Origin of the sequence: Pseudomonas ficuserectae, assembly GCF_024584585.1 — a bacterium.
Lineage (GTDB): Bacteria > Pseudomonadota > Gammaproteobacteria > Pseudomonadales > Pseudomonadaceae > Aquipseudomonas > Aquipseudomonas amygdali.
In genome coordinates, this window is the sequence record NZ_CP085684.1 from 1,060,039 (window position 1) to 1,073,374 (window position 13,336).

The 13,336-nt window shown below is 59.0% G+C and carries 13 protein-coding genes; 8 read left to right on the forward strand and 5 right to left on the reverse strand.

Annotated features, from left to right (window positions below; genetic code table 11):
* Positions 1-43 precede the first annotated feature (43 nt).
* From LJU29_RS04770 to LJU29_RS04780, 3 genes are read left to right on the forward strand one after another with little or no spacing between them, the layout of a single operon-like run.
* Positions 44-1,483, forward strand: a complete 1,440-nt coding sequence (locus LJU29_RS04770; protein ID WP_054995634.1) for a cytochrome ubiquinol oxidase subunit I — start codon at positions 44-46, stop codon at positions 1,481-1,483.
* A gap of 3 nt (positions 1,484-1,486) precedes the next feature.
* On the forward strand, positions 1,487-2,494 hold the full coding sequence (gene cydB, locus LJU29_RS04775) for a cytochrome d ubiquinol oxidase subunit II (RefSeq protein WP_002555240.1): 1,008 nt from the start codon (positions 1,487-1,489) through the stop codon (positions 2,492-2,494).
* Between the two features lie 21 nt (positions 2,495-2,515).
* Positions 2,516-2,683, forward strand: coding sequence for a DUF2474 domain-containing protein (locus tag LJU29_RS04780; protein ID WP_002555239.1), 168 nt, complete (start codon positions 2,516-2,518; stop codon positions 2,681-2,683).
* A gap of 86 nt (positions 2,684-2,769) precedes the next feature.
* Here LJU29_RS04780 and LJU29_RS04785 read toward each other — a convergent pair whose 3' ends face one another.
* Entirely contained in the window at positions 2,770-3,894 is a 1,125-nt protein-coding gene (locus LJU29_RS04785) for a methyltransferase (RefSeq protein ID WP_041924638.1), read from the reverse strand.
* Positions 3,895-4,024: 130 nt separating this feature from the next.
* On the reverse strand, positions 4,025-4,258 hold the full coding sequence (locus tag LJU29_RS04790) for a helix-turn-helix domain-containing protein (protein ID WP_004666252.1): 234 nt from the start codon (positions 4,256-4,258) through the stop codon (positions 4,025-4,027).
* A gap of 336 nt (positions 4,259-4,594) precedes the next feature.
* Here LJU29_RS04790 and LJU29_RS04795 point away from each other — a divergent pair, with 336 nt between their 5' ends.
* Positions 4,595-5,371 carry a ferredoxin--NADP reductase gene (locus LJU29_RS04795; RefSeq protein WP_004655524.1) on the forward strand — a complete coding sequence of 259 codons (777 nt, stop codon included), beginning with the start codon at positions 4,595-4,597 and terminating at the stop codon, positions 5,369-5,371.
* 376 nt (positions 5,372-5,747) lie between these two features.
* Here the strand turns inward: LJU29_RS04795 and mscL are convergent, their stop codons facing one another.
* Positions 5,748-6,194 (reverse strand): large-conductance mechanosensitive channel protein MscL, encoded by a 447-nt coding sequence (gene mscL / locus LJU29_RS04800; RefSeq protein WP_002555236.1) that lies wholly within the window; start codon positions 6,192-6,194, stop codon positions 5,748-5,750.
* Positions 6,195-6,388: 194 nt separating this feature from the next.
* On the opposite strand from mscL, the gene radA reads away from it, so the two are divergent.
* Complete coding sequence (radA, locus tag LJU29_RS04805) at positions 6,389-7,756, forward strand: DNA repair protein RadA (protein WP_002555235.1); 1,368 nt, start codon at positions 6,389-6,391, stop codon at positions 7,754-7,756.
* Between the two features lie 14 nt (positions 7,757-7,770).
* Here radA and LJU29_RS04810 read toward each other — a convergent pair whose 3' ends face one another.
* Entirely contained in the window at positions 7,771-8,145 is a 375-nt protein-coding gene (locus LJU29_RS04810) for a PilZ domain-containing protein (RefSeq protein WP_005754283.1), read from the reverse strand.
* 285 nt (positions 8,146-8,430) lie between these two features.
* Here LJU29_RS04810 and LJU29_RS04815 point away from each other — a divergent pair, with 285 nt between their 5' ends.
* The 3 genes from LJU29_RS04815 (at position 8,431) to yjiA (ending at position 11,804) form a co-directional block, all read left to right on the forward strand.
* A complete protein-coding gene (locus LJU29_RS04815; protein ID WP_002555233.1) occupies positions 8,431-10,506 on the forward strand; it encodes a carbon starvation CstA family protein in 2,076 nt (691 codons plus the stop codon).
* Positions 10,507-10,533: 27 nt separating this feature from the next.
* A complete protein-coding gene (locus tag LJU29_RS04820) occupies positions 10,534-10,731 on the forward strand; it encodes a YbdD/YjiX family protein (RefSeq protein WP_002555232.1) in 198 nt (65 codons plus the stop codon).
* A 95-nt stretch (positions 10,732-10,826) separates the two neighbouring features.
* Complete coding sequence (yjiA, locus tag LJU29_RS04825; RefSeq protein ID WP_005754278.1) at positions 10,827-11,804, forward strand: GTPase; 978 nt, start codon at positions 10,827-10,829, stop codon at positions 11,802-11,804.
* 105 nt (positions 11,805-11,909) lie between these two features.
* Here yjiA and glyA read toward each other — a convergent pair whose 3' ends face one another.
* Positions 11,910-13,163, reverse strand: a complete 1,254-nt coding sequence (gene glyA, locus LJU29_RS04830; RefSeq protein ID WP_003340745.1) for a serine hydroxymethyltransferase — start codon at positions 13,161-13,163, stop codon at positions 11,910-11,912.
* Positions 13,164-13,336 lie beyond the last annotated feature (173 nt).

A 13,336-nucleotide genomic window follows, 5' to 3' on the forward strand; every position in this document is an offset into this window, starting at 1 on the left:
GCTCACAGCCAGCAGCAGGTTTCATCTGAGAGAGGAACATACTATGTTCGGTTTAGAGGCTATAGATCTCGCCCGAATTCAGTTCGCATTCACCATTTCGTTTCACATCCTGTTTCCTGCCATCACTATTGGTCTGGCAAGTTACCTGGCTGTGCTCGAAGGTCTGTGGCTGAAGACCCGCGATGACGTCTACCGTGACCTGTACCACTTCTGGTCGAAGATCTTTGCGGTCAACTTCGGCATGGGCGTGGTCTCCGGGCTGGTCATGGCCTATCAATTCGGCACCAACTGGAGCCGCTTCTCCGATTTTGCAGGTGCTGTTACCGGCCCGCTGCTGACCTACGAGGTACTGACCGCCTTCTTCCTTGAAGCGGGTTTCCTCGGCGTCATGCTGTTCGGCTGGAACCGTGTCGGCCGTAAGCTGCACTTCTTTTCCACGGTGATGGTTGCCATTGGCACGCTGATCTCCACGTTCTGGATTCTGTCGTCCAACAGCTGGATGCAGACGCCGCAAGGTTTCGAGATCATCGACGGCCGTGTCATTCCGACCGACTGGTTCGCAGTGGTGTTCAACCCCTCGTTCCCGTACCGCCTGACGCACATGGCGATTGCCGCATTCGTGGCCACTGCGTTCTTCGTCGGCTCGTCGGCTGCCTGGCACCTGTTGCGCGGTCGCGACACACCCGCCGTACGAAAAATGCTTTCGATGGCCATGTGGATGGCCCTGCTGGTTGCGCCTGTTCAGGCAGTGGTCGGTGACTTCCACGGTCTGAATACGCTCAAGCATCAGCCGGCGAAGATCGCCGCCATTGAAGGCCATTGGGAAAACGTCGGTGACGAACCGACCCCGCTGATCCTGTTCGGCATTCCCGACATGAAGGAAGAGCGTACCAAGTACGCGGTGGAAATTCCGTACCTGGGCAGCCTGATCCTGACCCACAGCCTCGACAAGCAGGTGCCGGCGCTCAAGGAGTTCAAGCCTGAGGATCGCCCTAATTCGACAATCGTATTCTGGTCGTTCCGGGTCATGGTTGCCCTAGGCATGCTGATGATTTTCACCGGCCTTTGGAGCCTGTGGCTGCGCAAGCGCGGCACGCTGTATAACTCGCGTCCATTCCTGTACCTGGCGCTGTGGATGGGGCCGTCTGGCCTGATCGCGATTCTCGCCGGCTGGTTTACTACCGAAATCGGTCGTCAGCCGTGGGTCGTGTATGGCCTGATGCGCACCGCCGATGCATCGTCCGGCCACAGCGTGGCGCAGATGAGCATCACTCTGGTGCTGTTCGTGGTCGTGTATTTCGTGCTGTTCGGTGCAGGTCTTGGCTACATGATGCGCCTGGTTCGCAAGGGGCCAAAAGCCTATGTCGAACATGTGCCTCACGGTGGTCCCGGCCAACAACGCACTCCGGCCCGTCCGCTCTCCGCTGCTGTTGAAGGCGAAGAAGATGGCGACCATCCTGACCGTCTCGGCAAGGGGATTTAAGCCATGGGTATCGATCTTCCGCTGATCTGGGCCATCATCATCGTCTTCGGCATCATGATGTACGTGGTGATGGACGGCTTCGATCTGGGCATCGGGATTCTCTTCCCGTTCATGAAAGACAGTTCCGACCGTGACGTGATGATGAATACCGTCGCGCCGGTCTGGGACGGCAACGAGACCTGGCTGGTGCTGGGCGGTGCGGCACTGTTCGGTGCATTCCCGCTGGCCTACTCGGTGGTCTTGTCTGCGCTGTACCTGCCGCTGATGTTCATGCTCATGGGCCTGATCTTTCGCGGCGTGGCGTTCGAGTTTCGCTTCAAGGCGACCGAACAGAAACGCCACCTCTGGGACAAGGCGTTCATTGGCGGTTCGCTGGCTGCAACCTTCTTTCAGGGCGTGGCGCTGGGCGCCTACATCGAAGGAATTCCGGTGGTCAATCGTCAGTTCGCTGGCGGTTCACTGGACTGGCTCGCGCCGTTTCCGATGTTCTGCGGCCTGGCCCTGATTGTCGCCTATGCGCTGCTGGGCTGTACCTGGCTGATCATGAAAACCGAAGGTTCGCTGCAGAAGGCGATGCATGATCTGGCCCGCCCTCTGGCACTGGCTGTGCTGGCGGTCATGGCGGTGGTCAGCCTGTGGACGCCGCTGGCTCACGCGGACATTGCCCATCGCTGGTTCAGCATGCCCAATCTACTGTGGTTCATGCCCGTGCCGGTTCTGGTGCTGGTGACCATGTACGGTTTGTTCAAGGCTGTCGCCCGCAATGCCCACTACACGCCGTTCCTGCTGACCCTGTTGCTGATATTTCTGGGTTACAGCGGGCTGGGCATCAGCCTGTGGCCAAACATCATTCCGCCTTCGGTATCGATCTGGGCAGCCGCCGCGCCGCCGCAGAGCCAGGGCTTCATGCTGGTCGGCACGCTGTTCATCATTCCGTTCATCCTGGGCTACACCTTCTGGAGCTACTACGTGTTCCGCGGCAAGGTGACGGCTGCAGACGGTTATCACTAGTTAGAACCGAGGAGATTGACGATGTCTGGTAAAAATTCCATGCACGATCCTGATCCGGCACTGAGCAAACCGCTCTGGCAACGCTTGGCCTGGCTGGTCGGGATCTGGGCGGGCAGCGTATTTGCGCTGTTTATCGTAGCCAGCCTGATGCGCATGTTCATGAGCGCAGCGGGCCTGACGACACACTGATACTGAATTCCCGTTCGTGTCATCCGGACACGTTTTGCGACCCTCTTGCCACCCGCTGGCAAGAGGGTCTTTTTTTGCGCCGTGGATTACTTGCGTGCTTTCAGGATCACGAATTTCGGCGTGGCCGCCACTTGCTCGACACCGCGGAACAGGCGCGACAGCTTGGTGTGATAACCCAGGTGACGATTGCCGACGATATACAGCGCGCCGCCGTTAACCAGTGCGGCACGCGCCTGGAGGAACATGCGCCAGGCAAGAAAATCTCCCACCACCTGTTGCTGATGGAAGGGCGGGTTGCACAGCACCACATCCAGCGAGTCGGGTTCCTGAGTGTCCAGCCCGTCAGCTGCCCGAACTTCCACCACACGTTCGCCCAGCGTTGCGCGCCAGTTCTCGGCTGCCGATTGCACGGCCATGAACGACTCGTCGACCAGCGTGTAGTGCGCCTGCGGGTTGTCCAGCGCGCTGGCAATAGCCAGCACGCCATTGCCGCATCCCAGGTCGGCGACCCTTGCGGTGCCGAGGTTTTTCGGCAGATAAGGCAGGAATGCCCGGGTACCGATGTCCAGCCCGTCGCGGCAAAATACATTGGCGTGGTTGAGTAGTTCGATGGCCGGCTCGTCCAGACGGTAACGGGTCGGGTAGGGCGAAGTCCGCACTTCCATGGGCTGCGGCGTGGCGAACAGCAGCCGGGCTTTTTTCACCGCCAGCGAGGCCTGCACCGGCCCTACATATTCCTCCAGCAGGTCGCCAGCCGAACGTGGCAAATGCTTGACCATGGCTGCCGCGACCACGCGAGCCCCTGGTGCCAGTTGACCCTGCAGGCGTATCAGTTGTTCTTCCAGCAGCGCCAGAGTCTTCGGCACCCGGATCAGCACCCAGTCGAACGGCCCGCTCAAGGGCTCGCTGGCGGGGATGTGCGGTACCGCGTCATAGCTCATGCCATTGCGTGCCAGGTTCTTTTCCAGACCTTGTGCAGCCAGGAAAGAGTCGGTGCTGCTGACCACCGTGGCATGAGACGCCAGACTCGCCGCCAGCGCGCCGAAACTGTCATTGAGCACCAGCACCCGGCTTTGCAGGCTCAGCCCGGTTTCTGCAACATGATTGAGCAGGTACTCGTCAGCAGCATCGAATGCCTGCAACGGCTCATCCTGTTGCTCGGGTTGGCGAATGAGATCAAGTTCAGCGAAAGGACTGATGAGCAGGGGCATTGGCGGGAGAACTCTGTGCAATCGAAAGTATGTCAGTGAGCCCGAAGACAGGTGGGCTCGCCGAGGCAGACGATTTTACGTATTTTTTCGTTTTCATACCTGTTTGATTGCGGTTCGGCTGCGGGCTTTATCAGAACACCCCGCTCAGTGCGGCCTGTACGGCAGCAGCCGTCTTGTTGCAAACGCCCATTTTCTGAATGGCGCTGGCAATGTGAAAGTGGATGGTGCGCTCCTTCAGGCAGAGAATCATTGCGATATCGCCAGCTGTCTTGCCTTCGGCGGACCACTTGAGGACTTCAATTTCTCTCTGAGTCAGGTTTTTTGCTGGCGAGGGCTGTGAAAATTTTATTTCCATTGTGTTCATGTAGCCTCCTTGCAGTACGTGTCCAGACCTTGCTGTTCGTTTATCCAGTCTAGGAACAAAAACACCGCAAACTGCGCCTGCGCGCATTACCCGGACGGATGGGCTGATGGCACTTGGCAGCGTGTTATCGGCCTTTTGGCTGGAACCCCTGTGCAAGAGAGGTCGCGGCAATTTGCCCTGTAGAGGTTCGATCGGGCATTGGCTGACTCAAGAACCAAATACTCTAAGCCGCAGCGCCGCTGACCGGGTAATTCACCACAAACAGCCGGTGTTTATCGGGCCCGCTTTGCGGGACACTGGGTTCTGCTTTTCATATTCAGGAGTTCAAAGCACACCATGACCGTCAGTGACGACAAATTCACCCGACAGACACTGCAGCGTGTCACGCCGCTGACCACCAACCTGTTCACCCTGCGCACCACGCGCGACCCTGGTTTTCGCTTTCGGGCAGGACAGTTTGCGCGCCTCGGTGTGACCAAGGCAGACGGCACCACCGTATGGCGTGCCTACTCGATGGTATCTTCACCGCACGACGAGTTTCTGGAGTTTTTTTCTATCGTGGTGCCGGATGGCGAATTCACCAGCGAACTGAGTCGTCTGCGCGAAGGCGACGAATTGATGGTGGAAAAACTGGCGTTTGGTTATTTGACCCTGGACCGTTTTGTCGATGGCCGCGACCTCTGGCTGTTATCCACAGGTACAGGTGTCGCGCCGTTTCTATCGATCCTTCAGGATTTCGAGGTCTGGGAGAAGTTCGAGCGGGTGATTCTGGTGTACAGCGTTCGTGAGTCCCGCGAACTGGCCTATCAGCAGTTGATTGGCGAACTGATGCAGCGCGAATATCTGGCTGAATACGCAGACAAGTTCCTGTTCCTACCGACTGTGACCCGCGAACAGCATCCGGGCGCACTAAGTGGCCGCATTACGCAGTTGATTGAAAACGGCGAGCTTGAGCGCGCGGCAGGCATCGCACTGACACCTGAGCATTCTCGAGTGATGCTGTGCGGCAACCCGCAGATGATCGACGACACACGTGCACTGCTCAAACAGCGTGACATGCGCCTGAGCCTGTCACGCAAGCCGGGGCAGGTTGCGGTGGAGACGTATTGGTGATGGTTGGCGGCTAACGATGACTATCGTGCCAATGCTCCGCGTTGGCATGCAGTTCGTGACGCTCTGCGTCACACAGCGGTTCTTCGACATCAGGTGAGTTGGCGCCCGACTCAGGTCACCTTTTCGCCCCTCGGCGAGTTACTTTGATGGGGCCAAAGTAACCAAAGCCCCTCGCTCCTGTTTCCGGCCCGACTTCGTCGGGTTCCTTCGCCCTGTCACTGATCCGGGGTTAGCCTGGCGTCCTGCCAGGCTACCCCCGGATCAGCGCCAGGACTCAGCCGTCACCAAGGTCGCACTCTGCGTCGTCTGTGCCACCGCGGTTGAAAAGCACTGCGTGGGGACGATAGCCATCTCCTTAAGCGCTCCGGGAGTCAAATCAAAGCGGACGCGTAGGGTCTACAGTGACTGGCGCGGCCGGTTTGTTCTGTTCCTTGAGCAGGTCACGAATCTCGCTCAGCAGCACTTCCTGCTTGGATGGCGTTGGTGGCAGGGTCGGTGCTTTGGCTTCTTCGCGCTTGAGGCGGTTGATGGCCTTGACGCCCATGAAGATCGCGAACGCGACGATAATGAAGTCGATAACCGTCTGGATGAACTTGCCATAAGCCAGCAGCACTGCCGGTGCCGTACCTTGCGCAGGGCGCAGGGTGATGGCCAGGTCACTGAAGTCCACGCCGCCGATCAGCAAGCCTAACGGTGGCATGATCACATCGCCGACGAACGACGAAACGATCTTGCCGAATGCCGCGCCAATGATGATACCGACGGCCATATCGACCACGTTACCTTTGACCGCGAAGGCCTTGAACTCGCTAAGTACGCTCATGGGTAATTCCTTGTTACAGATAAAAGTGATCCGGGAGAGTGTAGTCCAGCCTTACAGTTGTCGTCCGTTCTACGTTCAATCGACCGAAGCGGCCTGTGTAAGTTTTATCCGGTTTTGAAAGTCATGGTTCGCTGCGCAGGTAGCTGCCGGCTCAACCTGCGTTATCATGGGCGTTTTTTACGACTGGGGTTGTCATGGCCAAGGCCAAACGCTTGTACGGCTGCACCGAGTGCGGCGCGACATTTCCCAAGTGGGCGGGCCAGTGCAGCGAATGCGGCGCCTGGAACACACTGGTCGAAACGATGATTGAGAGTGGCGCTGCTGCGCCGCCCACCGGGCGTACCGGCTGGACCGGTTCACAGGCGCAAATCAGAACCCTGGCAGAAGTCAGTGTCGAAGAGATTCCGCGCTTCTCCACCAACTCCACCGAGCTCGACCGAGTGCTGGGCGGCGGGCTGGTTGACGGCTCGGTGGTGCTGATTGGCGGCGACCCCGGCATCGGCAAGTCGACAATTCTGTTGCAGACACTGTGCAATATCGCCCAGCGCATGCCCGCGCTGTATGTCACCGGCGAGGAATCCCAGCAGCAGGTGGCCATGCGTGCCCGACGCCTGGGGCTGCCGCAGGACAAGCTGCGCGTCATGACTGAAACCTGTATCGAAACCATCATTGCCACTGCCAAGGTCGAGAAGCCCAAGGTCATGGTGATCGATTCGATCCAGACGATTTTCACCGAACAGTTGCAGTCAGCACCGGGTGGCGTGTCGCAGGTTCGCGAAAGCGCGGCCTTGCTGGTGCGCTACGCCAAACAGAGCGGCACGGCGATCTTTCTGGTTGGTCACGTCACTAAAGAGGGCGCGCTTGCCGGCCCGCGTGTGCTTGAGCACATGGTCGACACCGTATTGTATTTCGAGGGCGAGTCGGATGGCCGTCTGCGTCTGCTGCGGGCGGTGAAGAATCGCTTCGGCGCGGTGAACGAACTGGGCGTGTTCGGCATGACCGACAAGGGCCTGAAAGAAGTCTCCAACCCGTCGGCGATTTTTCTCACCCGTGCTCAGGAAGAAGTGCCGGGCAGTGTGGTCATGGCCACTTGGGAAGGCACGCGGCCGATGCTGGTGGAGGTTCAGGCGCTGGTGGACGACAGCCACATGTCCAACCCGCGTCGTGTAACGCTGGGTCTGGACCAGAACCGTCTGGCCATGCTCCTGGCGGTCCTGCATCGACATGGCGGTATTCCGACTCACGATCAGGACGTGTTTCTCAACGTAGTGGGCGGTGTGAAAGTGCTGGAAACCGCATCCGACCTGGCCTTGATGGCTGCGGTGATGTCCAGCCTGCGCAATCGTCCGCTGCCGCATGACTTGCTGGTGTTTGGCGAAGTGGGGCTGTCGGGTGAGGTCAGGCCGGTGCCCAGCGGCCAGGAGCGCCTCAAGGAAGCCGCCAAGCATGGCTTCAAGCGGGCCATCGTACCTAAAGGCAATGCGCCGAAGGAAGCGCCACCCGGTTTGCAGATCATTGCCGTCACGCGTCTGGAGCAGGCACTGGATGCGTTGTTCGAATAACCTCGCCCCGAGGATTATCCCTGCAGTTCGATCAAGGCTGCCAGTTCCCGATCCAGTTCCTCGGGGTCTGCGAGGTTCAATTCGACCAGCCGCTTCAGGTGGCTGATTGACTCCAGCCCTATGTGCCGGCAAACGAATCCCAATTGGCGGCTGTTGTCATGGGTGATTTTGACATCCATTTTTACGTGGGCGTCGTTGCTTAGAATGATGTCGACTTCAAAGGGCTGCGTCTGATCACCGTTCCACGGATCAGGCCGCTCTATGAGCAACCCTTTCAGGGAAAGATCGACCAGTTGAACCTTCCAGGTCTGATCGCCTTGCTTCAAATCGGTTTTGGCGTCGAAGTCAATGCGCTTGAAACGACGGCGATCTGCAGGTGAGTCGGTCATCGAATGAACTCTCTTGTTGACCGCCACCGGAGGTCAGCGGGCAGGTCGTTATCTGATCAATTCTGTTGTTCCTGCACGATAGACCTGAAAGCCATTACAGAACAGTTCCGCATCACTGTTTTGTGATCCGGCAACCATCTGTCGAGGCCATTCCAGCCCTCTATGCCGGGTATCTGCCGCAATTGATCAAATTTCGCTCTAGACCATGGTTGGGGGTGGTCTTTCGCTGATCCGGCGCTAAACTCGGACTGCTTGCCTTCTAGTCAACTCTGCTGGAATAAAAAAATGAAAAATAATAATAGTCTGATGCGCCATGTTCCCTGGCTCATCGTCGCAATTGTCGGGGCATGTGCCCTTGGGGTCGTGGCCTTGCGTCGCGGAGAAGCGATCAACGCTTTGTGGATAGTGGTCGCTGCGGTGGCTATCTATCTGGTTGCCTATCGTTACTACAGTCTGTTCATCGCCACCCATGTCATGCAGCTCGATCCGCTGCGCGCGACACCGGCGGTGGTCAACAACGATGGTCTGGACTACGTGCCGACCAACAAACACATCCTTTTCGGTCATCACTTTGCTGCCATCGCCGGTGCAGGCCCGCTGGTCGGCCCGGTACTGGCCGCGCAAATGGGTTATCTGCCCGGTACGCTCTGGCTGATCGCCGGTGTGGTGCTGGCCGGTGCGGTACAGGATTTCATGATCCTGTTCCTCTCCACGCGCCGTAACGGTCGCTCTCTGGGCGACATGGTTCGCGAGGAAATGGGCCGTATTCCCGGCACCATCGCCCTGTTCGGCTGTTTCCTGATCATGATCATCATCCTGGCGGTGCTGGCGCTGATCGTGGTCAAGGCCTTGGCCGAGAGCCCGTGGGGCATGTTCACGGTCATGGCGACGATCCCGATCGCGATGTTCATGGGCATCTATATGCGCTACATCCGCCCGGGTCGTATCGGTGAAATCTCCATTATCGGTGTCATTCTGCTACTCGGTTCGATCTGGGTCGGCGGCATGGTAGCGGCCGATCCGACCTGGGGGCCGATGTTCACCTTCACCGGCGTGCAGATCACCTGGATGTTGGTGGGCTATGGTTTTGTAGCAGCAATGCTGCCGGTCTGGCTGCTGCTTGCGCCACGTGACTACCTGTCGACCTTCCTGAAAATCGGCACCATTCTGGCACTGGCAATCGGCATCCTGATTCTGGCTCCCGAGCTGAAAATGCCGGCCCTGACCCAGTTCACCAACGGCACAGGCCCGGTCTGGAAGGGCGCACTGTTCCCGTTCCTGTTCATCACTATCGCTTGCGGTGCGGTATCGGGTTTCCACGCGCTGATCTCTTCGGGCACCACGCCCAAGCTGCTGGATAACGAAAAGAACGCTCGTTACATCGGTTACGGCGGCATGCTGATGGAGTCGTTCGTGGCCATCATGGCAATGGTTGCCGCCTCGGTGATCGAGCCAGGCGTGTACTTCGCCATGAACAGCCCGGCTGCGGTGGTTGGCAGTGACGTGGTGACTGTCGCGCAGACTGTCTCCAGCTGGGGCTTTGCCATCACGCCGGAGCAATTGACTGCTGTTGCGAAAGACATCGGTGAAAACACTGTACTGGCGCGTGCCGGTGGTGCGCCGACGCTGGCGGTTGGTATCGCGCAGATCCTCCATCAGGTGCTGCCGGGTGAAAACACCATGGCGTTCTGGTACCACTTCGCGATTCTGTTCGAGGCGCTGTTCATTCTGACCGCAGTCGACGCCGGTACACGAGCCGGACGCTTTATGCTGCAGGATCTACTGGGCAGTTTCGTTCCGGCTCTGAAACGTACCGAGTCGTGGACGGCCAACGCCATCGGCACCGGTGGTTGCGTGGCGCTGTGGGGCTATCTGCTGTACCAAGGCGTAATCGACCCGCTGGGCGGCATCAATACCCTGTGGCCGCTGTTCGGCATCTCCAACCAGATGCTCGCCGGTATTGCCCTGATGCTGGCCAGCGTCGTGCTGATCAAGATGAAGCGTCAGCGCTATGTGTGGGTGACCATGCTGCCTGCCACCTGGCTGCTGATCTGCACCGTGACCGCTGGCCTCATCAAGCTGTTCGACGCCAACCCTGCGGTGGGCTTTCTGGCTCTGGCCAAGAAATACAGCGCGGCGGCAGATGCTGGCCAGATTCTGGCCCCGGCCAAAACCATGGACCAGATGCAGCATGTGATCTTCAACGCTTACACCAATGCCGGGCTGACCGTACTGTTCCTGTTCGTGGTGTTCAGCATTCTGTTCTACGCCCTTAAAGTAGGCCGTGCGGCGTGGACCACCAAGGCGCGTACCGACAAGGAAGCTCCTTACCAGGCCATGCCGCCAGCGTCGCAGGTGTGATGATGGTTACCCACAGAGGATTTGCCCATGTTCAATGACCTGAGTCGCCTCGGGAAGTACCTCGGTCAGGCCGCGCGTCTGATGGTGGGCATGCCTGACTACGACACGTACGTAGAGCACATGCAGAACACCCACCCGGACAAGCCGATGATGACCTACGAGCAGTTCTTCCGGGAGCGGCAAGAGGCACGTTACGGCGGCAAGGGCGGTCCGAAGTGCTGCTGATCCTCTGAACTGCGTTATTGTTTGATCCGACGCGCCGCAGGCCATCACCTGTGGCGCGTTTTCATTTCAGCTGAATGCATCACGCCAGGAGCCTTATGACTGAGTTGCAACCCATCCCCGTGACCGTGCTGACCGGTTTTCTGGGGGCAGGCAAAACCACTTTGCTGCGCCACCTGCTCAAGGCCGAGCACGGCCTGAAAATCGCCGTGATTGAAAACGAATTCAGCGATGCAGGTATCGACAGCCAGTTGCTCGGCACTGATCCCGTACAGATCATGACCCTGTCCAATGGCTGCGTGTGCTGCACCATCCACACCGACCTGACCAAGGCGCTCTACCTGTTGCTGGAGCGCCTGGACAGTGGCGAAATCGCTTTCGACCGACTGGTGATCGAATGCACCGGCCTGGCCGACCCTGCACCCGTCGCGCAGACCTTCTTCATCGATGAAGAGCTGCGCGAGCGCTATATCCTCGACGGCATCATCACCTTGGTCGATGCTGCCCACGCCGATACCCACCTGGCGCAAACCATCGCCCAGGCGCAAATCGGCTTTGCCGACCGATTGCTGGTGAGCAAGCGTGATCTGGTCGACGACGCAGCCTTCGATGCCCTCTGCGCACGGCTGACTCGCATCAACCGCCGCGCCCCGATCCGCATCGTCGAACATGGCAACATCGACCTTGCCGAACTGCTCGACGTACGCGGCTTCAACCTCAACGCCGACCTCGGCGGCGGTATGATCCTGCGCCCACTGGCCCCGGTCGGCAATTCAGGCGACCGCATCACCAGCCTCGTCCTGCGCAGCGAAAAACCGCTAAACCTGGACCGCCTCAGCGAGTTCATGAACGAACTGCTGGAAGACCACGGCAAGCAACTGCTGCGCTACAAGGGCGTGCTCAACATCGAAGACGAACCGCGCAAGATGGTGTTTCAAGGGGTGCTTAAACTGTATGGCTTCGACTGGGATACCGAGTGGGCCGAAGGCGAAAAACGCGAGAGCGTGATCGTGTTCATTGCCGATGAATTGCCGGAGGAGAAGATCCGGGTGGGGTTCGAGAAGGTATGCGGCTGAGAGGTCGGGCAGCGGCTGAGCTCCTGCCCATACAGCGATCCGCCCAACAAAAAGCCCCGGCTCTCACGAACCGGGGCTTTTGCTACTGCGTTTAAACGAGGCTTATCAAGCGCCGTAAACTGGCAGCTTCGCGCAGATGGCCTTGACCTTCTCACGAACGGCGTCGATCACCGCTTCGTTATTCAGGTCAGCCAGGATGTCGCAGATCCAGCCGGCCAGTTCCTTGCACTCAGCTTCCTTGAAGCCGCGAGTGGTCACTGCCGGGGTGCCGAAGCGCAGGCCGGAGGTGACGAACGGGGAGCGTGGGTCGTTTGGTACGGAGTTCTTGTTGACGGTGATGAAGGCGCGACCCAGGGCGGCGTCGGCGTCTTTACCGGAGATGTCCTGCTTGATCAGCGACAGCAGGAACAGGTGGTTTTCAGTACCACCGGAAACCACGTCGAAGCCGCGCTCGATGAACACACCGGCCATTGCCTTGGCGTTCTTGACCACTTGTTGCTGGTAGGTCTTGAACTCAGGCTGCAGCGCTTCCTTGAAGCACACGGCCTTGGCTGCGATGACGTGCTCCAGCGGACCGCCCTGGGAGCCAGGGAATACCGCGGAGTTCAGCTTCTTCTCGATTTCGGCGTTGGCGCGCGCCAGGATCAGGCCGCCACGTGGACCGCGCAGGGTCTTGTGTGTGGTGGTGGTCACGACGTCGGCGAATGGCACCGGGTTCGGGTAGACGCCTGCGGCGACCAGACCGGCTACGTGAGCCATGTCGACGAACAGGTAGGCACCGACCTTGTCAGCGATTGCACGGAAGCGCGGGAAGTCGAGGATCTGCGAGTAGGCAGAGAAACCGGCGACGATCATTTTTGGCTTGTGCTCGACAGCCAGGCGCTCGACTTCGTCGTAGTCGATCATGCCGTTGGCATCGATACCGTACTGAACGGCGTTGTACAGCTTGCCCGAGGACGAAACGCTGGCGCCGTGGGTCAGGTGACCACCGTGAGCCAGGCTCATGCCCAGAATGGTGTCGCCGCCTTGCAGCAGGGCCAGGTAGACCGCCGAGTTGGCTTGCGAACCCGCATGTGGCTGGACGTTGGCGTAATCAGCGCCGAACAGCTCCTTGGCGCGGTCGATGGCCAGTTGTTCGATAACGTCGACGTACTCGCAACCACCGTAGTAGCGCTTGCCTGGATAGCCTTCGGCGTACTTGTTGGTCAGGGCCGAGCCCTGAGCTTCCATGACGGCCGGACTGGTGTAGTTTTCCGAGGCAATCAGCTCGATGTGTTCTTCCTGACGCAGAGCTTCTTGCTCCATGGCGGCAAACAGATCGGCGTCGTACTTGGCGATAGTCAAATCACGGCTGAACATGGCAGTCCTCAAGGGGGCATGGCGGAAAAGGCGGGTATTCTACCCCATCGGGTTTTATCTGGCATATGAAAGGCAGTCATCTTGACCAGTGACGCCGTTCACGCGGGTTTCGAAAAGGCCTGAAATCATGGACGTGCCGCAGGCGCAAGGCTCGTTCTGTAGGGTGCTCGCCC

What these genes read in the sequence shown, in the direction of transcription:
- LJU29_RS04770 (WP_054995634.1), top strand. Translation starts at nt 44, where the DNA reads ATGTTCGGTTTAGAGGCTATAGATCTCGCCCGAATTCAGTTCGCATTC.
- cydB (WP_002555240.1), top strand. Translation starts at nt 1,487, where the DNA reads ATGGGTATCGATCTTCCGCTGATCTGGGCCATCATCATCGTCTTCGGC.
- LJU29_RS04780 (WP_002555239.1), top strand. Translation starts at nt 2,516, where the DNA reads ATGTCTGGTAAAAATTCCATGCACGATCCTGATCCGGCACTGAGCAAA.
- LJU29_RS04785 (WP_041924638.1), bottom strand. Translation starts at nt 3,894, where the DNA reads ATGCCCCTGCTCATCAGTCCTTTCGCTGAACTTGATCTCATTCGCCAA.
- LJU29_RS04790 (WP_004666252.1), bottom strand. Translation starts at nt 4,258, where the DNA reads ATGAACACAATGGAAATAAAATTTTCACAGCCCTCGCCAGCAAAAAAC.
- LJU29_RS04795 (WP_004655524.1), top strand. Translation starts at nt 4,595, where the DNA reads ATGACCGTCAGTGACGACAAATTCACCCGACAGACACTGCAGCGTGTC.
- mscL (WP_002555236.1), bottom strand. Translation starts at nt 6,194, where the DNA reads ATGAGCGTACTTAGCGAGTTCAAGGCCTTCGCGGTCAAAGGTAACGTG.
- radA (WP_002555235.1), top strand. Translation starts at nt 6,389, where the DNA reads ATGGCCAAGGCCAAACGCTTGTACGGCTGCACCGAGTGCGGCGCGACA.
- LJU29_RS04810 (WP_005754283.1), bottom strand. Translation starts at nt 8,145, where the DNA reads ATGACCGACTCACCTGCAGATCGCCGTCGTTTCAAGCGCATTGACTTC.
- LJU29_RS04815 (WP_002555233.1), top strand. Translation starts at nt 8,431, where the DNA reads ATGAAAAATAATAATAGTCTGATGCGCCATGTTCCCTGGCTCATCGTC.
- LJU29_RS04820 (WP_002555232.1), top strand. Translation starts at nt 10,534, where the DNA reads ATGTTCAATGACCTGAGTCGCCTCGGGAAGTACCTCGGTCAGGCCGCG.
- yjiA (WP_005754278.1), top strand. Translation starts at nt 10,827, where the DNA reads ATGACTGAGTTGCAACCCATCCCCGTGACCGTGCTGACCGGTTTTCTG.
- glyA (WP_003340745.1), bottom strand. Translation starts at nt 13,163, where the DNA reads ATGTTCAGCCGTGATTTGACTATCGCCAAGTACGACGCCGATCTGTTT.